General features: G+C 64.9%; 25 protein-coding genes. 10 read left to right on the forward strand and 15 right to left on the reverse strand.

What is annotated here, in order from left to right; genetic code table 11:
- Positions 1-159 precede the first annotated feature (159 nt).
- Positions 160-609 carry a hypothetical protein gene (locus tag E8M79_RS04580; RefSeq protein WP_248304883.1) on the forward strand — a complete coding sequence of 150 codons (450 nt, stop codon included), beginning with the start codon at positions 160-162 and terminating at the stop codon, positions 607-609.
- Here the strand turns inward: E8M79_RS04580 and E8M79_RS04585 are convergent.
- Positions 606-857 (reverse strand): hypothetical protein, encoded by a 252-nt coding sequence (locus E8M79_RS04585; protein WP_137150729.1) that lies wholly within the window; start codon positions 855-857, stop codon positions 606-608. The genes E8M79_RS04580 and E8M79_RS04585 overlap by 4 nt on opposite strands.
- 260 nt (positions 858-1,117) lie before the next feature.
- Positions 1,118-1,885, reverse strand: coding sequence for a hydroxyacylglutathione hydrolase (gene gloB, locus E8M79_RS04590; RefSeq protein WP_248304884.1), 768 nt, complete (start codon positions 1,883-1,885; stop codon positions 1,118-1,120).
- A gap of 102 nt (positions 1,886-1,987) precedes the next feature.
- Between gloB and E8M79_RS04595 the strand changes: the two genes are divergently transcribed.
- Entirely contained in the window at positions 1,988-2,719 is a 732-nt protein-coding gene (locus tag E8M79_RS04595) for a methyltransferase domain-containing protein (protein WP_137150731.1), read from the forward strand.
- Between the two features lie 481 nt (positions 2,720-3,200).
- On the opposite strand, the gene E8M79_RS04600 is transcribed toward E8M79_RS04595, so the two are convergent.
- Positions 3,201-3,983 carry a DUF3108 domain-containing protein gene (locus E8M79_RS04600; protein WP_137150732.1) on the reverse strand — a complete coding sequence of 261 codons (783 nt, stop codon included), beginning with the start codon at positions 3,981-3,983 and terminating at the stop codon, positions 3,201-3,203.
- A 217-nt stretch (positions 3,984-4,200) separates the two neighbouring features.
- Between E8M79_RS04600 and rpmB the strand changes: the two genes are divergently transcribed.
- Positions 4,201-4,485, forward strand: a complete 285-nt coding sequence (gene rpmB, locus E8M79_RS04605; RefSeq protein WP_137150733.1) for a 50S ribosomal protein L28 — start codon at positions 4,201-4,203, stop codon at positions 4,483-4,485.
- Positions 4,486-4,614: 129 nt separating this feature from the next.
- Positions 4,615-5,307 carry a queuosine precursor transporter gene (locus E8M79_RS04610; protein WP_137150734.1) on the forward strand — a complete coding sequence of 231 codons (693 nt, stop codon included), beginning with the start codon at positions 4,615-4,617 and terminating at the stop codon, positions 5,305-5,307.
- A 74-nt stretch (positions 5,308-5,381) separates the two neighbouring features.
- On the opposite strand, the gene fdxA is transcribed toward E8M79_RS04610, so the two are convergent.
- The 3 genes from fdxA to E8M79_RS04625 form a co-directional block, all read right to left on the reverse strand.
- Positions 5,382-5,720, reverse strand: a complete 339-nt coding sequence (gene fdxA, locus E8M79_RS04615; protein ID WP_137150735.1) for a ferredoxin FdxA — start codon at positions 5,718-5,720, stop codon at positions 5,382-5,384.
- Between the two features lie 179 nt (positions 5,721-5,899).
- The gene (locus E8M79_RS04620; RefSeq protein ID WP_137150736.1) at positions 5,900-6,313 is read right to left on the reverse strand and encodes an RNA-binding S4 domain-containing protein; all 414 of its coding nucleotides are present in this window, start codon (positions 6,311-6,313) and stop codon (positions 5,900-5,902) included.
- Between the two features lie 3 nt (positions 6,314-6,316).
- The gene (locus E8M79_RS04625; protein ID WP_137150737.1) at positions 6,317-9,337 is read right to left on the reverse strand and encodes a helicase-related protein; all 3,021 of its coding nucleotides are present in this window, start codon (positions 9,335-9,337) and stop codon (positions 6,317-6,319) included.
- 545 nt (positions 9,338-9,882) lie between these two features.
- Between E8M79_RS04625 and hisC the strand changes: the two genes are divergently transcribed.
- Positions 9,883-10,977, forward strand: a complete 1,095-nt coding sequence (gene hisC, locus E8M79_RS04630; RefSeq protein ID WP_137150738.1) for a histidinol-phosphate transaminase — start codon at positions 9,883-9,885, stop codon at positions 10,975-10,977.
- Positions 10,974-11,945 carry a prephenate/arogenate dehydrogenase family protein gene (locus tag E8M79_RS04635; RefSeq protein WP_137150739.1) on the forward strand — a complete coding sequence of 324 codons (972 nt, stop codon included), beginning with the start codon at positions 10,974-10,976 and terminating at the stop codon, positions 11,943-11,945. The genes hisC and E8M79_RS04635 overlap by 4 nt, the downstream gene beginning before the upstream one ends.
- A 12-nt stretch (positions 11,946-11,957) precedes the next feature.
- Here E8M79_RS04635 and E8M79_RS04640 read toward each other — a convergent pair whose 3' ends face one another.
- A complete protein-coding gene (locus E8M79_RS04640; protein WP_171015704.1) occupies positions 11,958-12,929 on the reverse strand; it encodes a DUF2125 domain-containing protein in 972 nt (323 codons plus the stop codon).
- 146 nt (positions 12,930-13,075) lie between these two features.
- Between E8M79_RS04640 and E8M79_RS04645 the strand changes: the two genes are divergently transcribed.
- Positions 13,076-13,639 (forward strand): gamma-glutamylcyclotransferase, encoded by a 564-nt coding sequence (locus E8M79_RS04645; protein ID WP_137150741.1) that lies wholly within the window; start codon positions 13,076-13,078, stop codon positions 13,637-13,639.
- Between the two features lie 7 nt (positions 13,640-13,646).
- Here E8M79_RS04645 and E8M79_RS04650 read toward each other — a convergent pair whose 3' ends face one another.
- The 4 genes from E8M79_RS04650 to ftsE all read right to left on the reverse strand — a co-directional run bounded on the left by E8M79_RS04650 (position 13,647) and on the right by ftsE (position 16,586).
- Complete coding sequence (locus E8M79_RS04650) at positions 13,647-13,988, reverse strand: hypothetical protein (RefSeq protein ID WP_137150742.1); 342 nt, start codon at positions 13,986-13,988, stop codon at positions 13,647-13,649.
- Positions 13,989-14,117: 129 nt separating this feature from the next.
- Positions 14,118-14,927: a lysophospholipid acyltransferase family protein gene (locus E8M79_RS04655; protein ID WP_137150743.1), complete on the reverse strand. Its 810-nt coding sequence runs from the start codon at positions 14,925-14,927 to the stop codon at positions 14,118-14,120.
- A 74-nt stretch (positions 14,928-15,001) separates the two neighbouring features.
- A complete protein-coding gene (locus E8M79_RS04660; protein WP_137150744.1) occupies positions 15,002-15,931 on the reverse strand; it encodes an ABC transporter permease in 930 nt (309 codons plus the stop codon).
- Positions 15,924-16,586, reverse strand: a complete 663-nt coding sequence (gene ftsE / locus E8M79_RS04665; RefSeq protein WP_137150745.1) for a cell division ATP-binding protein FtsE — start codon at positions 16,584-16,586, stop codon at positions 15,924-15,926. Before ftsE ends, E8M79_RS04660 begins: the two co-directional genes overlap by 8 nt.
- Before the next feature lie 220 nt (positions 16,587-16,806).
- Between ftsE and E8M79_RS04670 the strand changes: the two genes are divergently transcribed.
- Positions 16,807-18,015, forward strand: coding sequence for a zinc-ribbon domain-containing protein (locus E8M79_RS04670; protein ID WP_137150880.1), 1,209 nt, complete (start codon positions 16,807-16,809; stop codon positions 18,013-18,015).
- Positions 18,015-18,428: a response regulator gene (locus E8M79_RS04675; RefSeq protein WP_137150746.1), complete on the forward strand. Its 414-nt coding sequence runs from the start codon at positions 18,015-18,017 to the stop codon at positions 18,426-18,428. Before E8M79_RS04670 ends, E8M79_RS04675 begins: the two co-directional genes overlap by 1 nt.
- Positions 18,429-18,435: 7 nt before the next feature.
- On the opposite strand, the gene lysA is transcribed toward E8M79_RS04675, so the two are convergent.
- From lysA to argH, 3 genes are all read right to left on the reverse strand, one after another.
- Complete coding sequence (lysA, locus tag E8M79_RS04680) at positions 18,436-19,701, reverse strand: diaminopimelate decarboxylase (protein ID WP_137150747.1); 1,266 nt, start codon at positions 19,699-19,701, stop codon at positions 18,436-18,438.
- A gap of 179 nt (positions 19,702-19,880) precedes the next feature.
- Complete coding sequence (locus E8M79_RS04685; RefSeq protein ID WP_137150748.1) at positions 19,881-20,600, reverse strand: gamma-glutamylcyclotransferase; 720 nt, start codon at positions 20,598-20,600, stop codon at positions 19,881-19,883.
- A gap of 49 nt (positions 20,601-20,649) precedes the next feature.
- Positions 20,650-22,098 (reverse strand): argininosuccinate lyase, encoded by a 1,449-nt coding sequence (gene argH, locus E8M79_RS04690; protein WP_137150749.1) that lies wholly within the window; start codon positions 22,096-22,098, stop codon positions 20,650-20,652.
- Between the two features lie 21 nt (positions 22,099-22,119).
- On the opposite strand from argH, the gene E8M79_RS04695 reads away from it, so the two are divergent.
- Positions 22,120-22,782, forward strand: coding sequence for a TlpA disulfide reductase family protein (locus E8M79_RS04695; protein ID WP_137150750.1), 663 nt, complete (start codon positions 22,120-22,122; stop codon positions 22,780-22,782).
- Positions 22,783-22,785: 3 nt separating this feature from the next.
- Here E8M79_RS04695 and E8M79_RS04700 read toward each other — a convergent pair whose 3' ends face one another.
- Positions 22,786-23,007 (reverse strand): hypothetical protein, encoded by a 222-nt coding sequence (locus E8M79_RS04700; RefSeq protein WP_137150751.1) that lies wholly within the window; start codon positions 23,005-23,007, stop codon positions 22,786-22,788.
- Positions 23,008-23,020 lie beyond the last annotated feature (13 nt).

The following is a 23,020-nucleotide window of genomic DNA, read 5'->3' on the forward strand; positions in this document are numbered from 1 at the left end:
GCCGCCTGTCTGCGCAGCCGGAATCTCCGGCGCTTGCCTGCACGTCGAACGGGGCGCGGGCATTTGGACAGGCTAGAGCGATTTTGTTGCGCCCGCGCGCCCCTTTCGCCCGCGGACAAGCTCTGGCATGGTGTGGCCAATGCCACCGGAGGCCCTGAATTGACCGAAACCGTGATCATGCCGACCACGAGCAACCGCCGTCCGCGCGGCGCCTTCATCCCGCCGCTGCTGGTGGTGCCCTTCGTGCTCTACAATTTGGTGGTGTTCATCTTCTTCGGCGCCAATCCGGTCAACTGGGGCGCCGGCATGTTTGCCATTCCCATGCCCTCGGGCATGCCCTGGGCGGTATCGGCCGGGGATTTCATCCTGGTGGTTGGGGTGGTCTGCCTGTTCGTGGAAGTGCTCAAATCCACCAATACCAGCCGCAGTTCCATCGTCGAGCACATGCTCTCGATGCTGCTGTTCGTGCTGTTCCTGGTGGAGTTCCTGCTGGTCGGCGCGGCCTCCAGCTCGGTGTTCTTCCTGCTCATGGTGATGAGCCTGATCGATGTGGTGGCGGGCTTCACCGTCTCGATCACCAGCGCCGGGCGCGATGTGACGATGAACTAGGCCACAACGGTCTTCCGATAGCCCATGGGCATGCGCTTGACGGCGACGCGGGCCGTTTCGGCATAGGCCGTCGTGGCGCCTTGCGGCGTGCTGCGGCGACGGGCGCGCTGGGGGGCCATGTTGTCGCGCGCGGCGAGCAATTGGCTGACAAAGGCGGCGCCGGGCTGGATGCGGTGCAGCGAGGGACGCGGAGCAGATGCCTCCAGCACCATGGGCAATCCGGGCTGAACTGTCTCGATATCACGCATCTTGATCCCGCCTGTCTCAAATCGGGGCTAGCTGTGTCGAAATGAGACAGCATTGCGCGCCCTATGCCCCTGACACTGCAATCGGCGTGCCAGATGCTAACGATTTGTTAACGATTTGGGAGGCGAAACTAGGGCGTGGTTAACGCCAAAGGGGCGGTTTTACCCAGGGTTCTGATTTTCGTCAGGTACGAAAAAGCCGGCGCAGATCCTGCGCCGGCTCTGTGATTTTGGTGCCGCTTGGGGCGGGGGGCGGAGAAGGCCTAGAAGTTGTCCTTGGCCTTGCGGATGGCGGCAAAGACTTCGGCGGGACTGGCGCCCTCAAGGCCGAAATGGCGCGCGATGCCGGCGTCATCGGCCCGCATGAAGGGATTGGCCGCCTTGTCCTCACCGAGGTTGAAGGGGATGGTCGGCTTGCCCTCGGCCCGCAGCGCGGTGACCTCGGCCGCCCGCTGCTGCAGCGCGGCATTGTCGGGGTCGACCGATAGGGCGAATTTGGCATTGCTGGCGGTATATTCATGGCCGCAATAGACCAGCGTGTCGTCGGGCAGGGCGCGCATCAGCTTGACGCCCTCCCACATCGGGCCAGGCGTGCCCTCGAACATGCGGCCGACGCCGAGCGAGAACAGGGCGTCGGCGCTGAACAGGTGCTTGCCGACCGGGTCGTGATAGACGATGTGGCCCAGCGTGTGGCCGGGGGTGTCAAAGATGTCGAAACTGGTTTCGCCCAGGGTCACCGTGTCGCCGCCGCCTACCAGCACGTCGAGATCGGCGATCTTTTCGGCTTCGGCCTTGGGGCCGACGACGCGGGCGCCGAACTCAGCCTTGAGCTCTGGAATGGCTTCGACATGGTCGATATGGTGGTGGGTAATGAAGATGTCGGTCAGCTCCCAGCCGCGCCGCTCCAGCGCCGCCACAATCGCGGCCGTCTCGGGCGCGTCGATCGTCGCGGTGCGGCCGGTCGCCGTATCGTGGACAAGATAGCCAAAATTGTCGCTGCGGGCGGCAAAGACGTCGACGATCACACTCAAGGGGCTACTCCGGAAGTCAGGGCAGTTGAAAGCTGGGATGCCCGACCTGACATGACAAGGCGGCATTAGACAAGTCCCGCTGAAAGCGGCAGAGTTGCGCGCATGACTGCTGACGTCCATCGCCTGATCGGGTTTTATCGCACGCCGCTGGGGCGCATTTCGCGCGCCCTGGTGCGCGAACAGGTGACCGCGCTTGCCGGCGATGTCTCAGGCAAACGCGTGCTGGGGCTGGGCTTTGCCACGCCCTATCTGCGCTTCACGCTGCAGCGGGCCGAGCGGGTGCTGGCCTTCATGCCGGCGCGGCAGGGCTCGTCGGCCTGGCCGCGCGAGGGGCCGTCGCACACGGTATTGTGCGATCCGCTGGAAATGCCGCTCACCGATGCGGCGATCGATCTCACCATTGCCATTCATGCCATCGAGCATGTGGCCGATGCCGAAGAGCTGATGCGCGAGCTCTGGCGCATCACCGCGCCCAATGGCCATCTGATTCTGGTGGTGCCGCGGCGCCGGGGCATCTGGGCGCAGCGCGACAACACGCCCTTTGGCCAGGGCAATCCCTATTCGGGCGGGCAGCTCGACAAGCTGCTGCGCGACCACAGCTTTGTGCCTGAGGCCTGGCGCGACGGGCTGTTCCTGCCGCCGGTGCGCAGTTCGCTGGTGCTGAAGTCGGCTCGCCTGTTCGAGACGCTGGGGCGGCTGCTCGGGCCGGCGATGAGCGGAGTCATCTGCGTCAGGGCCCGCAAGGAGGCCTTCCCGGCCGTGCCCCGTCGCCGCCGCGAAGAGCGATTCGTGCGGGTGCCCGGCCTCAACGCCGCCACCGCCCGACAGGGCTGAGCGGCTGTTGCCTGTCCCGCTGCGGTACGGTGGTCAGCACGATGATGCAGCTACGTTAACCTTGCGATCAAAGCGGGAACGAACAGGGGGCGAATCGAGCGAGCCGCCGGAATGCGGCTTTGTTCACGGCCATATGTAGCGGGTTGGTGCGGTGGAGACACAAGAGGCACCCTCGGCATGCCGCAGGCCAGCAAATGCCGGCCGGAACCGTTCACCGACATGAAGAAGCGATTAATTTCCGCGCTTTTAGTTGAAGTGCTGCGCAAAGGTAAGCGCAGGCGGCGCCAAGAAAACCGTAGGCGTTAAGGTCTGCGGGGCGGCGATTGGGGCGCTCAGTGCGACAATATTGTCAAAATCGCTGTTGACCGTCCCGAAGCGGGACGCGGCGTCTGAAAGGGCGACCGCGTCCTGGCGGATGTGCAATCGCGCGCCGGCCCTGTCGGGCCTGACAAAAGCGGCGTTGATCTAGGCTGGTTGCGCCTCAGGGGCGCATGCTGGTCAGCACCATGGAGAGATCACCCATGCTGGTGCCCAGCAGCACGCGATAGGGGATGAAATAGCCCGTCTCGCCCAGCGGGGCGTACCAGACGACAATGCGGTCATTGTCGGCCAGATAGGTGGTGATGTCGGAGCTGGTGAAATGGCCCGAAACGGGCTTGTAGTTCACCGAGCACAGCACAACCGGGCCCTGGTAGCCGGTGCGCGGGGAGGTGGCCTCGTCGGTGCCGGCAAAGCTCAGCTCGACATTGAAGCGTTCGACGCCCGTGAAGATGCCGACGCGGCGCTGGCAGAGGCTCTTGTCGAGGCCATTGCCGCGCAGCAGGAAGGCGGAGAGGAAGTCGGTGACCCCAGTCAGATGGCGGCGTTCGAGCGGCACGCGATCATAATTGTCGATGATGGGCGGCTCGACCTTGAAGCTATCGACATCGCCACCGGAGAAGGTCACATCGATCTTGAAATTATCGCCATTGGCCCGCGTCTGCAGCCCGAAGGTGCGGGCCACCAATTGCGATCCCGAGGAGCGGCCGGTGGTGTTGGCCTTGGCCGTGCCGCTGGCCACAACAGCGCCCAGGCCCGTGACATTGGCCGATAGGTCGACTGCATAGCTGGCGCCGTCATCGGTGAGACCGACGTCCATGGAGGCAATGTTGATGCCGCCCAGGGTCAGGATATAGCTGGCGCGGGCATCGACATCGGCGGCGCGGGCCGGCGCGCAGGCCAGCAGCAACAGAGTGGCCAACGAGGCAAAACGAAACTGGATCACGGTCGGGCGTCTCTGCGGTTGCTGCGCGAATCAGGGGAATGTTCGAAAGTGCCGCGCTCAATCCACCCGCGCAAGGCACTCGCAGGGGTTTGAGGGCTCCATTGTCTTGACGGCGCCCTGCAGTTTCTCTAAAGAGGCCCAAGATTTCAGGACAAGACAGGCCCGCTGCGGGGCTCGATCCCCGCGACAGTGGCCTTTTGCAACAGGATACATAACCATGGCACGTCGCTGTGAACTCACCGGCAAGGGCGTTTTGGTTGGCAACAACGTTTCGCACGCGCTCAATCGCACGCGTCGCCGGTTCCTCCCGAACCTGCTGAACGTGACGCTGATTTCCGAGGCGCTGAACCGCCCCGTCAAGCTGCGCATCTCGGCCTATGCCCTGCGTTCGGTCGAACACCGCGGTGGTCTGGATGCCTTCCTGCTCAAGCAGAGCGACGAGCAGCTGTCGCCGCTCGCCCAGGGCATCAAGAAGGAAGTGCGCGCCGCTCTCGCTGCCTAAGCGATACGGACGCCAAACGAATTGACCGCGTAGGGAGCGTTTCTCTGCGCGGTTTTCTTTTGCGCCAATCCTGGCGCACCCCCGCTCCGGTCTGATGCCGGCAGGCGGGTTACATAGAGGTGCATTGTCATGCTTGCTCGTCTGTTCGCGGCCGTGGCCGCCATGGTCGTCGTTGTCGCGGCGTCCAATATCCTGGTGCTTTATCCGCTGCAGCTGCAGCTGGGCACGGTCAATCTGGCCGATCTGCTCACCTGGGGCGCCTTCACCTTCCCCTTTGCGTTCCTGATCACCGACCTCACCAATCGCTTCGATGGTCCGCGCAATGCGCGGCTGGTGGTGCTGGCCGGCTTTGCGGTGGGGCTGGGCCTGTCGTTCTATCTCAGCTTTCATGGCCTGCCCTGGAGCGCTGATGGCGCCCCGGCGACCACGCAGCGCATCGCCCTGGCCTCGGCCACCGCGTTCCTCGTCGGCCAGCTGCTCGACATCGCGGTGTTCTCGCGCCTGCGCGCCAGCCGGGCCTGGTTCCTGCCGCCGCTGGCCGGCTCGCTCTTTGGTTCGCTGATCGACACCACCATTTTCTTCTCGGTGGCGTTCGCCCCGGCGCTGGCCGGTATTGATGGTCTCTTCGGCCTGGCCGATGGCTCGCTGGGCTTCCCCGCCCCCTGGCTGGGCGTTGGGCCGGAGGTGCCGCTATGGTTCTCGCTGGCCTCGGGCGATTTCCTGGTCAAGTTCCTCGCCGCGCTGCTGCTGCTGGCGCCCTATCGGGCGCTGATGGGCCGGTTGATGCCGCTGCCGCCGCTGGGCGCTCAGGCGCAGGCCTAACCCAAAAATGAAAAACCGCCTGCTCCAGTCCTGGCGCAGGCGGTTTGATTTTGGCGCGGCCGATTGGGCGGCGATCAGTCGCCTTCGCCGGGGGCCTCGGAGAAATACTTCTCGAACTTGCCGGTTTCCCCGTCCTTCTCCTTGGCCTCGGGCAGCGGGTCGCGGCGCTCGGTGAGGTTGGGCCAGACCGAGGCGAATTTGGTGTTGATCTGCAGCCAGTGGTCGAGACCGCTTTCGGTGTCGGGCTTGATGGCTTCGGCGGGGCATTCGGGCTCGCAGACGCCACAGTCGATGCACTCGTCCGGGTGAATCACCAGCATGTTCTCGCCCTCGTAGAAGCAGTCCACGGGACAGACTTCCACGCAGTCGGTGTACTTACAGGCAATGCAATTGTCGGTGACGATATAGGTCATCTAGGCGGGCATCCCGAACAGGAGCCGGGCTGGGGCAGATGGCGCAGCGCGGCAGGTCTCAACGGCTTCGTTGCTAAACTTTTTCTGGTGTCGCTGCAAGGCTGGCCCGGGGCAGAGCTTGCCAGCAATGGCCTTCGCTTTGGCATATCTGACCTGCAGACGTGTCGCTCGGCCAGCCGCTAGGTCTCGTCGGCGTCCGGGCGCAGCCGGTCGGTGTCGCGGCGCTGCTTCTTGGTGGGGCGGCCGGCGCCATCGTCGCGCTGGGCCAGCGCGGCCTCATAGGGGCTCTGTTCGGCCTTGGGCAGCGCTGGTGGCGACAGATCCTCGTAAAGCCCCTGAGCCTCGCTGGCCGGGCCGCGGCGGGTACCCGGGTCGATGATGCGCCAGACCAGGATGCGGTTGTGCAGCGTCATGGTCAGCACATCGCCCGCGCCGACCTTGTGGTCGGTGCGGTCGGTGCGTTCGGAATTGACGCGGATGGCGCCCGATTCGATGATCTTCTGCGCCAGCGTGCGGGATTTCAGCGCGCGGGAAAAGAACAGGAACCTGTCGAGCCGCTCCTTGCGGAGGGCGGGCGCGACAGGTCCCGGCAAGGTCTACTCGGCCTTGCGGTCACGCAGGGCCGCAAGCTTGGCAAAGGGGCTATCGGGATCGAAGGCCTTTTCGCGCTTCTCTTCGCGCGGGCGCTCGACCTTGTCGTTGCGCGGCCGTTCGAACTTGGCGCGTTCGCCCTTCTGGTCCTCGGGGCGGCGGTTGTCATTGCGGCCGCGACCTTCGAACTTGGGCTTGGGGTTGAGGTGCTGGGCCTTGGTGAGGTCCTGCACTTCCCCTTCCGGGCGACGCTTGGCGGCCGGGGCCGCATGCGGGCGCTGACGACCCTCGCCTTCGGGGCGACGACGGGGTTCGTGACGCTTGGTCTCGCTGCGCTTGCCGGCAGGCGACCAGATTTCGTCGAACTCGGGCTCGGCCGGCGTGGCCGGGGTCTGCTCGGCGGTGGCCGGCGCGGCCTCGACAATGGTGGTCTGCGGCATGGAGGCATCCATGGCCGGGGTGGGCGTCTCGGCAATGGCGTCGAGCGGCGCCTCGGCGACCGGTTCGGTCGCGGACGGATTTTCCGTCAGCGTTTCTTCCAGCGCCGGGGCCTCGGCGCTGGCGTCAGCTGGTGCAGCCGGTGCCGCTACCTTGGGCAGGCGTTTGACGCGATAGCCCAGCGAGGTCAGGATCGAGGCGAAATCTTCGCCCGAGCAGCCCAGCAGCGAGGTCATTTCCACCGTGACGCGGAAGCCATTGCCCTCGGCGGCGCCAGCGGGCACTTCGCCCTGGTGACGGGTCGGGTCGAGTGCGATCAGCGGGCGGATGATATCGGCGAGACGCTCGAGAATATCGACGCGCACGGCGCGCTTGCCGGCCACCTTGAAGCCGGCAATTTCATAAAGGCGCGTATCGACTTCGGGGTCGACCACAAAGCTGGTGCGGCCCGACAGCACGATATGGGGAATGTCGGTGACGCCGGCCTGGCGCACGCCGCCATGCTTGAGCGCAAACAGGATCAGCGCCAGCTCGCGCGGAGCGGGCTTGAGCGAGAGCGGCAGATAGATGTGATAGGCGCCGAACTTGATGCCCAGCTTGCGCATGCGGCCGCGCACGTCCTGGTCGAGGTTCTTGACCTCGTCGGAGACCTGGCTGCGGGGAATGAGGCCGAGGTTTTCGAACAGCTGGTAGCCGATGCCACGGGCCGCGCCTTCGAGGTCAGCGGGGGCCTCAAGGGCCATCACCGGCTCGAGCACGGTATTGATGTGGTGGCGCAGCCAGAGGTTGAGCCGGTCCTGTACGCGTTCGAGATCGGGACCGGTCAGGCTTTCGTCCGCCAGGATCAGGATGCGGGGACGATAGAGCGTCTCGCCTTCGATCAGCTCGGCAACCAGGTCACCCTTCCAGCGCAGCCGGCCATCGGTGGCCAGCACCAGCTCTTCGTTGGGTGCGCCTGCCAGGCGTTCCGCCCGGTTGTGGATTTCGGGCGCCACAACGTGGTCGGCCGCTGTGCGCAGGCCCTTGCTGTCGACGTCGCCGTCGGTGCGGGCCAGGGTGAAGCGGAAGCCTTCAAGCGTGCCGATGAGATGGCCTTCCAGCCGCACTTCGCCACGCTCATTGATCTCGGGAGATGCCATACGTTTGTCTTTCAGGTGACGAAGCAACACACTCGTGCGCCGGTCGACGAACCGCTGGGTGAGCCGCTCATGCAGCGCATCACTCAGACGGTCTTCAATGTCTCGGGTCTTTTCGCGCCAATGTGAAGGGTCTGCAAGCCAGTTTTTGCGGTTTGCGATGAAGGTCCAGGTGCGGATCTGCTTGATCCGGTTGCTCAGTGTATCGATGTCGCCACTGGCATTGTCGCAAAAGCGGACCTGCTCGGCAATCCAGTCTGCGTCGACTTTGCCGCGACGGACGAGATCGGAGTAAACACGGGTGACGATCTCCCCATGGTTGGCCGGCGAAATGCCCTGATAATCAGGGATTTGGCAGCATTCCCACAGCAAACGCGCGCCATCGAGGCCGCGCGCCAGCTTGCCGGCTTCATTGCGGGCAACGAACTCGAGCGCGCGCTGGTCGGTGGCGATCGGCACGCGGGTCAGCGCGCGGTCCTCGGGCGGCTTTTCCAGGCTGTTGAGCAGGGCGTTGATGGATGAATAATCCAGCTGATTGTTGCGCCATTGCAGCACTTTGAGCGGGGCAAAATCGTGGGTTTCGAGCGCCACGACCATTTCCTCGTCGAATCCCTCGGTGCCGCCGGTGACGCCGAAGGTGCCATTTCTGGCGTGGCGACCGGCGCGGCCGGCGATCTGGCCAAGTTCGGCAGGGGTCAGCGGACGGCTGGTATGACCGTCAAACTTGCTGTCGTCGGCAAAGGCGACGTGATGGATATCAAGGTTCAGCCCCATGCCGACGGCGTCGGTGGCGACGAGAAAATCGACATCGCCATTCTGGTAGAGTTCGACCTGGGCATTGCGGGTGCGGGGGCTGAGCGCCCCCATGACCACGGCGGCGCCACCGCGCTCGCGGCGGATCAGTTCGGCAATGGCATAGACCTGGCGGGCCGAGAAGGCGACGATGGCCGAGCGCGGCGGCTGGCGCGAAATCTTCTTGGAGCCGGCATAGGTCAGATGGCTGAAGCGCGGCCGGTCGATGATATCGGCATGGGGCAGGAGCTTGCGGATCACCGGCTCCATGGTCGCCGCGCCCAAGAGCAGAGTCTCGCTGGTGCCCCGTGCGTGCAGGATGCGGTCGGTGAAGACATGGCCGCGGTCGAAATCGGTGGCGGTCTGGATTTCGTCGATGGCGACGCAGTCGACCCTTATGTCGGTGGGCATGGCCTCGACGGTGCAGACCCAGAATCGCGGCTTGGCGGGCACGATGCGCTCTTCGCCCGTCACCAGGGCCACGGCCTGTTCGCCGACGCGTTCGACGCAGCGCTGATAGACCTCGCGCGCCAGCAGGCGCAGCGGCAGGCCGATCATCCCGGAAGGATGGGCCAGCATGCGTTCAATGGCAAAATAGGTTTTGCCGGTATTGGTCGGGCCAAGGATCGCCTTGACGGACTGGGCGGGCGCAAAGGTCATGTGCGGGCAATGTAGGCGGTCCCTGCGACAGTTGCGAGAGGCAGGGCGCATTGTCCCAAGAAAGCACAGGCTTGTCACAGTCCTGCCACAGGCCTTAACGGACAGAACGGGTGGGGAACGAAACGGGCTCGAATCGGCGCAGACTCAAAAATGCTGCTTCGTTCACGGCTAGCTCTGGGGGGTAGGACGCCTGGGACCCACCAGCGCCGCGCCTGCGGGCCGAGCTCTGTGGCAACAGCCCCAATTTGCCTTCATCAGTGCTAACGCCTGGTTAAGTTCGGCCCAGAATCAGCAAATGTGATCAGGGGGTTAACGTGCGAGAGGCCCAAAAAATCTATAGCGTTATCCCGCCGGAGGCCGCCCAGGCTGGGCGCCTGCGCCCCATCTTCACGATAAACCGCATTGACCGTCCCGGATCAGGACAGGGCAGGGCAGGGCCCTGCCTGGCCGTCGTCAGCGCTGCGAGCCGAGGCTGCAGAAGCGCTTTGCCATCGCCGAGCAGTTTGACTATGGTCCGCGCGGTTTTTCCGCCCAGAATTGGCATCATGTCCGACCCGATCCGCCCGCAGCCGCAGCCTGGAATTCTTGATATCGCTCCCTATGTGCCCGGCAAGTCGGGCGCGGCGGGCAGCAATGCCATCAAGCTGTCCGCCAATGAATCGCCCCTGGGCGCCAGCCCCAAGGCGCAGGAAGCCTTTGCCGCGGCCGCCCAGCATCTGGAGATCTATCCCGAGGGCTCGTCGCGGCTGCTGCGCGTGGCGCTGGGCGAGGTGCATGGCATCGACCCCGATACCATCGTCTGCGGCAATGGCTCGGACGATCTGCTGCACCTGTTGGCGCAGACCTATCTGGGCGAGGGCGACAATGCGGTGATGAGCCAATATGGCTTTTCGGTCTATCCCATCATTACCCGGGCCACGGGCGCTGCGATCATCATGGTCGATGAGGTGGACTATACCGCTCATGTCGATGGATTGCTGGCCGCGGTAACGCCGCGCACCAAGGTGGTCTGGCTGGCCAATCCCAACAATCCCACCGGCACCTATATCAGCGACGCCGAAGTGCGCCGGCTGCATGCGGGCCTGCGCCCCGATATCCTGCTCGTCATCGACAATGCCTATGCCGAATATGTCACGGCCGAGGATTTCGCGGTGGGGCTCGATCTCGTGCGCGAGGCCCAGAACGTGGTCATGGTCCGCACCTTCTCCAAAATGGGTCTGGCGGCGGCGCGCATTGGCTGGATGGTGGGCACGCCCGAGTTGGTCGACGCCATCAATCGCATCCGCGGGCCGTTCAACGTCAACCTGCCGGCGCAGATGGCCGGCGCCGCGGCAGCCCGCGATATCGAGTTCACCGCGCGGCTCAAGGCGCATAATGCGCAGTGGCGCGACTGGATCACCCAGGAGCTGACCAGCAACCACATGTATGTGGTGCCCAGCCAGGGCAATTTCGTGCTGGTGCTGTTCCCGGACGCCGAGCATGCGCGCCTGGCCTTCAACACGCTGATGGAGCGCGGGCTGGTGGTACGCGAGGTGGCGGGCTCCTATGGCATCGCGCATGGGCTGCGCATTTCCATTGGTTCGGAACAGGCGATGCGGGGCGTCGTCGGCATTCTCAAGGCATTGGTCAAGATCTCATGAGTGTTCATTTTCGCAAGCTTGCCCTGGTGGGCATCGGGCTGATCGGGTCGTCCATCGCGCTGGCGGCGCGGCGGCAGGGGCTGGTCGAGGTGATCTCGATTGCCACGCGCAAGCAGGAAACGCTGGACGAGGCGCGTGAGCTGGGGCTGGGCGATATCTATACGCTCGACGCCGCCGAAGCCGTGCGCGGCGCCGATCTGGTGATCCTGTGCACGCCGGTGGGCGCCTATGAAGGGGTGATGCAGACCATTGCCCCGGCGCTGGAGCCGGGCGCGATCCTGTCCGACGTCGGCTCGGTCAAGGGCCATGTGGTCAAGGTGCTCAAGAGCCAGGTGCCGGCGGGGGTGCATTTCATCCCGGCCCACCCGATTGCTGGCACGGAGCATTCCGGACCCTCGGCCGGCTTTGCCGAGCTGTTTGCCGGCCGCTGGTGCGTGCTGACGCCGGGCGCCGAGGTCGATCCCGCCCAGACTGAGAAGCTGGCGGGCTTCTGGCGCGCCATGGGCAGCCATGTGGAAAGCATGGAGGCCGGTCACCACGATATGGTTTTGGCCATCACCAGCCATATTCCCCATCTGGTGGCCTATAATATCGTGGGCACGGTGGCTGATCTGGAAGCGGCAACCCAGTCCGAGGTCATCAAGTTCTCGGCCTCGGGTTTCCGCGATTTCACCCGTATCGCCGCCTCGGACCCGGTGATGTGGCGCGACGTGTTCCTGACCAATCGTGATGCCGTGCTCGAAATGCTGGGGCGGTTCACCGAGGATCTCAGCGTGTTGCAGCGGGCCGTGCGCATGGGCGATGGCCCGGCGCTCGAAGCCATGTTCACCCGCACCCGCGCCATCCGCCGGTCGATCATCTCGGCTGGGCAGGAAACCGCCGCGGCCGATTTCGGCCGGCCGCATGATGCGCCACCCGCGTCCGAAGTGCCCTTCGTGCGCGAGCATGGTGGTGGCGACGACGCCTAGCGGCGTCGCTGGCTAGAACAGCGGGCCGATCGCGGCGATCGGCACGAGGCCCGAGAAAATGCCGCCATTGCGGAAGTTCAGCTGGTTGGAGTAGCTGCCGTCAGCGCCGGGCGCGCCCAGCACAAGGGTGCGCAGGGGCTCTTCGAGCAGCGGCCCAATGCGTTCGGCCACGCCGGTCGAGGTGATGGTGATCTGGCCCTCGAGCTGGGCCTGGGCATCAAGCTTGAGCGAGCCGGTGGCATCGAGCACCGAATCGGCGTCGGTGCCATGGATGCCCACGATATCGAGCGTGCTGCCTGCCGCCTGCATATTGGCCAGCATGTCCGGCGCGCCCCAATTGCGCACATCATCGGGCAGGCCGGCCAGTTCGAGCTGAATTTCAGCATTGGTCTGGCTCAGGGTCAGGCCGGGATAGGCCAGATCCTTGGCCAGCACATAGCCGGCGAGCCCGGCCAGGTGCCGGTCGGCGTCGTGGCGCTCGGGAATGTCGAACAGATGCGCTTCCATCAGCGGCGCGGTGGCGATGGTGGTGTCGCCCAGCAGCGTGTCCGACCAGACCAGATCCTTGCCCGACACCGAAGCCCGGGCGATGCGCCAGTCCTGGAGGCGAATGCTGACTTCCAGCGTCGACCAGGCGACGGCATTGCGCGTGCCGGTGAAGCTGTCGACCAGTTGCAGCGGGCCCTTGGCCGAAGCCAAGAGATGGGTGGGCGCATAGACGCGGATGCTGGCGCGGATGCCGGGCACGGTGAGCGCCAGATCGCCGGAGATGATCTCAGCGTCTTGGCAGTCGGCGTCAAAGCGGAACGGGAAGCCGCTGACGTTGAGCGTGCCGCAGGTGATCCTTGGGCTGGTGATGCCATCGGCCTCGGCCTGCGCCAGGATCTGCTGGCGCACCATGCCGGAGAGCACAAACCAGGCGGTGGACCAGGCCAGGATGACGGCGATGACCACGCCGCCCAGAATGATGATTCGTTTTTTCATGGTGCAAACTCTTAGCCGGGGCGGCGGCAAAGCGCTATCGGCTGGGTTAAGCCCGGCAAAAGCGGGTGGTCTGCATCGAGCAGGGCGCATATCCAGTCATGGCAATTGCCTTGGCGCCAAGGCTTGCCTAGATTTTGGGCCAGGACATGACAACACACGACACATTGACGGCTCCGCCCACCCATTGGGTATTTGGCTATGGTTCCCTGATCTGGAATCCGGGCTTTGCCCATCTCCGGGCCGAGCAGGGCCTGTTGCGCGGTGCCCATCGCAGCCTGTCGATTGTGTCGCATCACCACCGCGGCACGCCGGAGCGGCCGGGTCTGGTGTTCGGACTGACGCGGGGCGGCGCCTGTCGCGGCATGGCGTTCGAGGTGGCCGACAGCGATTGGAGCGATGTGCGCGCCTATCTCGAAGCCCGTGAGCAGGTGACGGCGGTTTATCGCGATGTGATGCGCCCGGTGCATTTGCGCGGCGGCGGCGTGGTGACGGCGCTGACCTTTGTGGTCGATGAGCGCCATGCCCAGTTCGCCGGCAAGCTGAGCCTTGAGCAGCAATTGGCCATGGTGCGGGCCGGGGTGGGCCTTTCGGGCCCCAATATTGATTATGTGGTCAATACGGCGCGGCATCTGTCCGAGCTGGGGATCCGCGACCGGCAGTTGACGGCGCTGGTCGATCTGCTGCTGGCTGAGACCACTGCCGCAGCCTGACCTGTGTTCAGGCGGCCTGGGCGTCGGCCATCGGCGCGGCGCCTTCGAGATCCCAGATGGTGGACAGACGTTCTGCAGCGGCGCCCGGCGTCAGCAGGCGGAAGACGCGGTCAGCGCAATCAAGCGCCAGGCGGAAGCGGGAGCGGCTCAGCGGATCGCCCACCAGCTCGCTGGTCGAGCCCACCCACATGACATGGCTGCCCTTGGCGATGACATAAAGGTCGGCGTCGCCCATGGCGAATTTGTCGACATTCTCGCTCACCAGGTCATAGGCACGGCCGGAGCGACCCTGCCAATGGCTGTGTCGCCCGAAGGCATGGCTGACGACCTTGTTCTCGATTCCAACCATCACACGCTATCCCCACAGCGCTCATCGCATTAGAACAAAAATAGAACAAAATGCACGTGGTGTCAACTCGCCTAACGAGTGACAACTACATCTATGGGGCTGTTCGTGTTTTTGGTCAATATATAGTGGTTATGGCCTTCCCTGGGTCGCTTGCCGGAGCGCATCGAGCTTGCTGCGCAGTTCGGGTCCGACCGGGCGGGAAAGCCCCTGTTCGTCAGCCTTGAGAATGAGGGCATCGGAATCCGACTCAATGGCTTTTTTGAGTCGGTCCATGAAGACGTCGGGCGCAAGGCCCGCCTCGATCGCCGGCAGGAACTTTGCCTCGGCCGTGCCGGGCCAGATGATGGCACTGTTGCGGCCCCAGAACAGACCGGAATTGAGCGCAACCGGCACCACGGGCACCTTGAGCTCGGCATAGAGGCGGGCAATGCCCTGGCGGTAGTCGGGCGGCGCCAGCGGCGCGCGGCGGGTGCCTTCGGGGAAGATGACAATGCGGCAGCCGCGTTCGACGGCGGCATGGGCCTGGCGCATCATGGAGGGAATGGCCTCAGCGCCCTTCTTGCGGTCGACCTCGATACAGTCCAGCGAGCGTGCGGCCCAGCCGAAGAAGGGAATGCGCATCAGCTCCTTCTTGACGATATAGGCAGGGCGGCCGGTATAGGGGAAAATGGCAAACACATCCCAGTCGCTCTGGTGCTTGGCGGCAATGATGCAGCCGCCCTCGGGGATGTTCTCGGCGCCGGTGACCAGCGTCTTCACACCGGTCAGAGCGCGCAGATAGGCCAGGTTCGAGCTGCACCAATAGACGGCCATGGCCCAGCTCACCCGGGTCCGGCCGGTGACCAGCGCGATAATCCCTAGAATAATGGCGATGATGGCGGTCTGGCCGATGAACAGCACATAGAACACGGCCGTACGAATTGCCTGAAACACCGCCACAAAGAGTCTCCCTCGGCCTGATGCCGTGGCAGCGTCATAGCGGGCAAATTGCGGCTTGGCGAGGCCGTAGCGCGTCAGGATGTCTGGCTGAGGTAGCGGCGGACGGTCTGGCGCGAGGTGACGGCCGTCAGCGCCGCAATCACCGGAATGACGGCCACGATCATCAAAAGGCCGTCGAGCCCCAGCGCAAAGCGCCCGAACAGCACGCCGATCTGGGCCCCCGCTTCGCTGGGCAGCATATTGCCCGCCGCGGTGCCAACCAAAAGGAAGAAGGCCAGCGCGGCCGCCGTACCCAACAGGCCGCCTTGCAGGCCGATGGAGAGAAACCGCCCCTGGAACTCGCCGGCAATGAAGCTGTTGGAGGCGCCGATATAGTGCAGCACGTCGACGATTTCGCGGTTGGTCGCCATGGCGCCGCGGGTGGCAAAGATAATGGCCAGCACGGTGGCCGCGCCGATCAGCACCAGCACCAGCAGGCCCGAGAGCACGATGGTGCCGGCCATGGTGTTGAGCTGCTGCCGCCAGGCGGCATGGGTGTCCAGGCTGGCGCCCTTGATGGCAGCGAGATTGCGCTGCAGCCCCTCGATATCGGCATCGACCGGATCGGCCAGCTGCACCACCACAAGGCGGGGGATTTCGATGGCCGACAGGTCAAGTCCGGCGCCCAGCCAGGGCTCAAGCAGCTTCTGGCTTTCCTCGACGGTCAGGGCCCGCGCGCTGGCAACGCCCGGCGTGGCTTCGGCCAGCGAGACGGCGGTGCGCAGATTGGAGTCCATGACTTCGCCGGACACCGGCCGGATCTGGATGGTGACCTCGCGGCCGACATCGGACGACCAGGCGATGGCCGATTTCTGCACCAGCACCACGCCGCCCAGCGTTACCGCCGAGAGAAAGCCCATGATGGTGATCATCAGCAGCAGGGTGCGGCCGGCGACGCTCTTTTCCGGGACAATGGGGGCAGCGCCTCCGCGACGCGGCAGCAGGGACAACAGACGCTCAATCATGGATCGTCAGTTCCCCCTTGTTCAGCAGCATGCGCGGATAGCTGAACTTGTCGAGCAGCGGCAATTCATGCGTGGCGAGGATTATGGTCATGCCCAGCGTGCGGTTGAGCTCGGCAAACAGATGCACGAGGCGGCTGGAGAGTTCCGGATCGACATTGCCGGTGGGTTCGTCGGCCAGCAGCACCTTGGGCCGGGCGATGACGGCGCGGGCAATGGCGGCACGCTGCTTTTCGCCGCCCGACAGCAGCGACGGTGGCGCATTCATGCGCTCGCCCAGGCCGACCCATTCGAGCAGTTCGGTGACATTGGGGCGATATTCGGCCTCGGGTTGGCCGAGCACGCGCAGCGGCAGCGCCACATTCTCGAAGGTGGTCAGATGGTCGAGCAGGCGGAATTCCTGAAAGACAATGCCGATATGGCGGCGCATCTGCAGCAGGCGATCCTGGCTGAGATGGCTCACATCCTCGCCAAACATGGTCACCCGGCCGCGTGACGGCTTGAGTGACAGCAGCAGCAGCCGCAGCAGGCTGGTCTTGCCGGCGCCCGAGGGGCCGGTGAGGAAGTGGAAGGACCCCGGCTCGACCTTGAAGGTCAGGTCGTGCAGCACCTCAGGACCATTGCCATAGCGCAATCCTACATCGGAAAATTCGATCAAGACTGCCGGCTCCCCAAGGTTCGGAATGGCCCTGCGAATCAGGGATCGGCCGCAGCATAGCAGCGTGTGCGCAACGAAGCGGCATGCACCGTCCTAGGCGGGATGAAAGCGGCACAAATGTGGTGGATTGTGCTGCCGCGACCTGGGTTTGAGGAGTCTTAACACCCTGGCTCTAGACTGGCGGGCGCTGTAGTCGCGTTCGCAAGCATCGTCTGGCCCCATGATCATCAGTTGCCCACATTGCCAGACCAAGTATCAGGTGACCTACGAGGCCATTGGTGCCACCGGCCGCAAGGTGCAGTGCGCCCATTGCCAGGAGGCCTGGCAACAGTCGCCGCTGCCCAAGGATGAGCCGCCGCCGGCGCCCGAAGTGCGCAAGGCCGAAGAGGTGATCGCCGAAGACGGCCTCGATGAGGCCATGGCCACCGAGGAAAGGGCCGCCGATCTCCTCAAGCGCGCCGGAAAGAAGTCTGCCAAGGCCGACAAGGCCGCGGCAGCGGGCCGCGTGGCCGGCAAGATGGACCCGGCCGAAGTGCGCCGGCGCCAGAAGAATTTTTCCCGCCGCCAGAGCTCGATGATGTCCGAACTGCCGGTGGCGCGGTTGCGGCGTATCGCGCGGGTTCTGGCCGTGCTGGCCCTGGCTGGCACCGCCGCCGGCGCCTATTTCGGGCGTGTGCAGATCGTGCAGCAGTTCCCGTCCATGGCCGCCGTCTATGACAGGATTGGGCTGGGCGTGAATGTGGTGGGGCTTGATTTCACCGGCCTCAGCACGCTGCGCACCACGCGCAATGGCAAGGAAATGCTGATCGTCTCAGCGCAGATTGTCGGGTTGCGGGCCAGCCCGGCGCCCGTGCCCTCGGTGGTGGTGACGCTGCTCGATGAGCATGGCGCCACGGTCTACCAGTGGAGTGTTGATCCCCTGGTGCATGATCTGATGGCGGGTGAGCGGGCGACGCTGGACACCCAATTGTCGCAGCCGCCGGCCGGCGCCGTGCGCATCCGCCTGGCTTTTGCCGAGTCGGCGCTGCCGGCTGTTGCTGGTGCAGAGGCTGCCGCTGAGGACCATGGTGCGGCGGGAGATGCGCATGGTGCCGCAGATGCCCATGGCGCCACTGCTGAAACCGGCGACGCCCATGGCGCTGCCGCCGAAACCGGCGACGCGCACGGCGGCGAGGCTGCACCGGCCGATGCCCATGGGGCAGCGGCGACTGAAGGTCATGCTGCGCCCGCGGCCGACGGACATGCTGCCCCTGGCGCCGAAGCCCCAGCCGCGGAAGCCCATGGTGCAACCGATGCCCATGGCGCGACAGAACCGGCCGCCGCCGATCACGCTGCGCCGGCTGGCGACGCCCATGGCGAACCGACTTCCGATGCCGCTGCCGGTCACGGCGCGGCGACACCCGAACCTGCTACACCGGAGCATCATTGATGGCCCGCATACTTGTTGCCGAAGACGATCCCTCCGTACGCGCCTTTGTGGTCAGTGCGCTGACCATGAAGGGCCATGAGGTGGTCGCCGAGGAGGATGGCGGACTGGCGGCCGAAACCGCCGATGCCGAGCAGGGGCGGTTCGATCTGCTGCTGAGCGACATCAAGATGCCCATCATGGACGGCATTGCCCTGGCGCTCGACGTGGCGGCCAAGTATCCGCATATCATCATCGTGCTGATGACCGGCTTTGCCGATCAGCGCGAACGGGCGCATGGGCTCGATGCGCTGATCTATGACGTCATCGTCAAGCCGTTCACCCTGGCGGACCTGCTCACCAAGATCGACGATGCCCTGGCGGGCAAGCCGGTCGAGGTGGTGTCCCTCGCCCGGCAGCATCGCGAGCCGCAATAGGTCGGCGTCAGACCCAGTCGGGCACGCTGTCGAGCGCGATCAGCTCATCGAGCGACTTGCGCGGGCGGATGACATGGAAACGGTCGCCGTCCACCAGCACCTCGGGAATTAGGGCCCGCGAATTATAGGTTGAGGCCATCACTGCCCCATAGGCGCCGGCGCTCATGATGGCGAGCAGATCGCCTTCCTTGACGCCGGGCATGGTGCGCGCCTTGGCCAGATAGTCGCCGGTTTCGCAGACCGGGCCGACGATATCGGCCGTGATGGGCGGCAGGTTGGAGTGGTTGACCGGCACCACATCGTGGTGGGCCTCGTAAAGCGTGGGGCGGATCAGATCGTTCATCGCCGCATCGACGATGACGAAATTGGTGCCGCCTTCCTTCACATATTCCACCTTGGTGACCATGATGCCGGCATTGCCCACCAAGAGGCGCCCCGGTTCGATCACCAGCGTGCAGCCGAGCCGGCCAATCTTGTCGCGCACCACCCTGGCATAGGCCTCGGGCAGCGGCGGGGCGTCTTCCTCGAGGTGATAGGGAATGCCCAGGCCACCACCCACATCGACATGGCGGATGTCATGGCCATCGGCGCGCAGGTCATCGACTAGGCTCGCCAACAGGTCAAAGGCGTCGCCAAAGGGGCTGAGGTCGGTAATCTGGCTGCCGATATGCATGTCCACGCCCACGGCCACCAGATTGGGCAGCTCGGCAATGCGCTGGTAGACGGCGCGGGCGCGGCCATAGGCGATGCCGAACTTGTTCTCGGCCTTGCCGGTCGAAATCTTGGCATGGGTCTTGGCGTCGACATCGGGGTTGATGCGCACCGAGACGCGGGCGGTGGCGCCCATCTCGGCGGCCACCATGGAGAGGCGCTCCAGCTCGGGTTCGCTCTCGACGTTGAAGCACTTGATGCCCACGCTCAGGCCACGGCGCATCTCGGCAATGGTCTTGGCGACGCCGGAAAAGACGATCATGTCGGGCGCAATGCTGGCGGCCAGGGCGCGTTCGAGCTCGCCGAGCGAGACCACATCGGCGCCGGCGCCTTCAGAGGCCATCAGCTTGAGCACGGCCTGGTTGGAATTGGCCTTCATGGCATAGGCCAAAAGCGTCGGAATGCCCTCAAACGCTGCCTTCACCACCCGCACATGGCGACGCAGCGTGGCGCTGGAATAGACGTAGAACGGCGTGCCTACCTTTTCGGCCAGGGCGTTGAGATTGACGTCCTCGGCATAGAGCGTGCCGTCGCGATGCTGAAAATGGTGGACCAAGCTCATCGTCCTCAACAGTGTTCACCACTCCCAATGTCGCTCCGGCGACGGCCGGCGAGCATCCTGAGATCGGCGGATTGGCAGCATATCAGGATGGATTCCGGCCTGCGCCGGAATGACACCGCGATGGTGGAAGTTTGCGGGATAACTCCCTAGTGCAGCGGCGCGCAAAACGAAAGCAAGACTTATCGATCCGGCTCATAAGCGGCTTCGATATGGTCTGCGACCAGGGCCTGCAGCTGCCACAGATGGGGATCATGGATGCCCATGGCCTCCAGGTGCTGCACGGTGGCAAAGAGATATTCGGCCATCGAGCCGCGCGCGCCCACCGCCTTGGCCAGCACTTCGGCAATCGCCTGGTCGGTGAGGCCGGACACATAGCGCCCCGAATGGCGATCGATGCAGAAGGTCAGCGCCCGGATAGTGCGATCGCCCGAGCGGGCATTGACCCAGCGTGGCGGAAAGGCCGAGGGCAGCCAGGCCATTTCGCGCTGCAGCAGCGCCATCATGCAGGTATCGATGCGGTCGGGCGGCAGGCGATAGAGCACGCCCTTGCAGGCGCCGCCGCGATCAAGCGCCAGCATCAGGCCGGGGTTTTCGTCCGAGCCGCGGAAGCGATTGTTCCAGCCCAGGCAAAAGGCGCGGTGCCAGCCATGCACCAGCCCATTGCGGCTCTCGACGAAATCGCACGCCGGTCGCCAGATCAGCGAGCCATAGGCAAAGATCCAGACTTCGCGGTCGGCCCGGTCCGGCCCCAAGAGCTGCTCGATGATGGCCTGGTGTTCAGCCTCGGAGGCCGTCCACATGCCCTCGGGCGGGGCGGGCATGTCGGTGGACACGCCCGTGGGCTGCACATAGCCCACATGGCGTTCCGTCAGTCGCATCTGCCGGGGAATACCCGCCATCCGGTCCGATCCAAATCACTTGTGCGCCTAGACTAGATGGCGCTGGCGGCTACGCAACCCCGCCGTCACCATGGCCGCCATGCTTTTTGGCGGGCAGCGGACGGGGATCATGTTGCTGGCCGGTGAGCAGGGTCTTCCAGCGCGCCGCCTGGGTCAGCACACTGGCCGGGGCGGTGCCGCCATAGCTCTGGCGGGCGGCCACCGAGGCTTCCACGGTCAGCACCTTGTGGATGCGGCTATCGATGCGCTGGTCGATGAACTTGAAGTCCTCGATGGTCAGGCCCTCCAGGCCGCAGTTCTTCTGCTCGGCCAGGGCCACGATCTGGCCGGTGATGTGATGGGCATCGCGGAAGGGGATGTTAAGCTCGCGCACCAGCCAGTCGGCAATGTCGGTGGCGGTGGAAAAGCCGGCAGCGGCCGACACGCGCATGCGCTCGCGATTGGGCACCATGTCGCCCACCATGCCGGTCATGGCGGCCAGCGACAGCGACAGCGCATCGAGCGCGTCGAAGGCCACTTCCTTGTCCTCCTGCATGTCCTTGGAATAGGCCAGCGGCAGGCCCTTCATCACCACGATCAGGCTGGTGAGGGCGCCCAGGATGCGGCCGATCTTGGCGCGCACCAGTTCGGCGGCGTCCGGATTGCGCTTCTGCGGCATGATGGAGGAGCCGGTGGTGAACTTGTCGGAGAGGCGCACAAAGCCGAACTGGGCCGAGCTCCAGATCACCATTTCCTCTGCAAAGCGGGAGAGGTGCATGGCGCAGATGGCGGCAGCAGCAACGGTCTCGATGATGAAGTCGCGATCGGAGACCGCGTCGAGCGAATTGGCGGTCGGGCGGTCAAAGCCCAGCTTTTCGGCCGTCATGTGGCGGTCGATGGGGTAGGGCGTGCCGGCGAGGGCCGCCGAGCCGAGCGGGCTTTCATTGAGCCGCTTGCGGGCATCGGCGAGGCGGCCGGCGTCGCGGCCGAGCATTTCGACATAGGCCAGCAGATGGTGGCCAAAGGTCACCGGCTGGGCGCTCTGCAGATGGGTGAAGCCGGGCATGATGGTGGCAGCTTCGTCCTCGGCCTTGTTGGCCAGGGCCAGCTGCAGCGTCGTCACCTGGATGATCAGCGTGTCGATGGTGTCGCGGACATAGAGCTTGAAGTCGGTGGCGACCTGGTCATTGCGCGAGCGCGCGGTATGCAGGCGCCCGGCGGCGTCGCCGATCTTCTCGCGCAGCCGGCTTTCGACATTCATGTGAATGTCTTCCAGTGCCCGCGAGAACGTGAAGGTGCCACCCTCGATTTCGGCGAGCACCTCGTTTAGACCGGCCAGGATGCTGTCGCGGTCGGCATGCGTCAGAATGCCTGTCTCGGCAAGCATTGTGGCATGGGCGATCGATCCGGCAATATCCTGGCGGAACAGGCGCTGGTCGAACCCGATCGAGGCGTTGATTTCTTCCATGATGGCATCGGGGCCCGTGGCGAACCGGCCGCCCCACATCTTGTTGCTCATCGACTACCTCGGAGAACTGTTATGACCGAAACGCAAGCGCCAGCCCCCCGACCGTCCGGCCGCAGGCGGCTGCTGGTCACTCTGGGGGTGGCGGGATTGGGCGTAGCTATAGCGACGTGGGTCTGGCTCGGCAATGCCGGACAGGCCGGCGAATGCGTCGCGCAACCAGCGGCCGCAGCCGCGATCGATGCGGCAGCGGTGGGCGAGCTGGCGGCGCTCAACGGCACCGGCGAAGGGCGCGGCTATGCCACGCTGGGCTTCACCGACGCAGCCGGCAAGCCGATGACCATTGCCGATTTCAAGGGCAAGGCGCTGCTGGTCAATTTCTGGGCCAGTTGGTGCGTGCCCTGCCGGGCGGAAATGCCGGCGCTCGATGCGCTGGCCGCCAAGTACAATTCCGATGATTTCATGGTGCTGCCGATCAATCTGGACAATGGCGCCGGCGGTCTGGACAAGGCCAAGGCCTTCCTGGACGAGAACACATTCGCCCATTTGCCGCTCTACGCCGACAGCAGTTTTTCCGCTTTCGAACGGCTCAAGCAGCAGGCGGTGGCCGTTGGTCTGCCGGCGACGCTGATCCTGGACAAAAATGGCTGCGAACTGGCCGTGCTACAGGGCCCGGCGGAGTGGAATACGCCCGATGGTGAAGCGGTCGTGCAGGCGCTAAGCGATCTGAAGTCCTGAGAGCTAGACCAGGCGGTCGACGTCGGCGCCGGTCACCATGGCGGGCTTGGCGGCCGGCTCAGCAGGGTTGAGCAGTTCTGCCTGTGCCTGTTCGGCGGCGCGGGCATTTTCCAGCTTCATGCGCAGTTCGGCCACCTTGCCCAAGTGGGCCGCCAGTGGGGTGGCGTTGCGCGTGACGATGCGGTTGATCATCACGGCCGGGCTGATGCCCAGGGCGTTGCTCATTGATGCGCTCCCT

Source organism: Devosia sp. FKR38, assembly GCF_005222805.1.
Classification (GTDB): Bacteria; Pseudomonadota; Alphaproteobacteria; order Rhizobiales; family Devosiaceae; genus Devosia.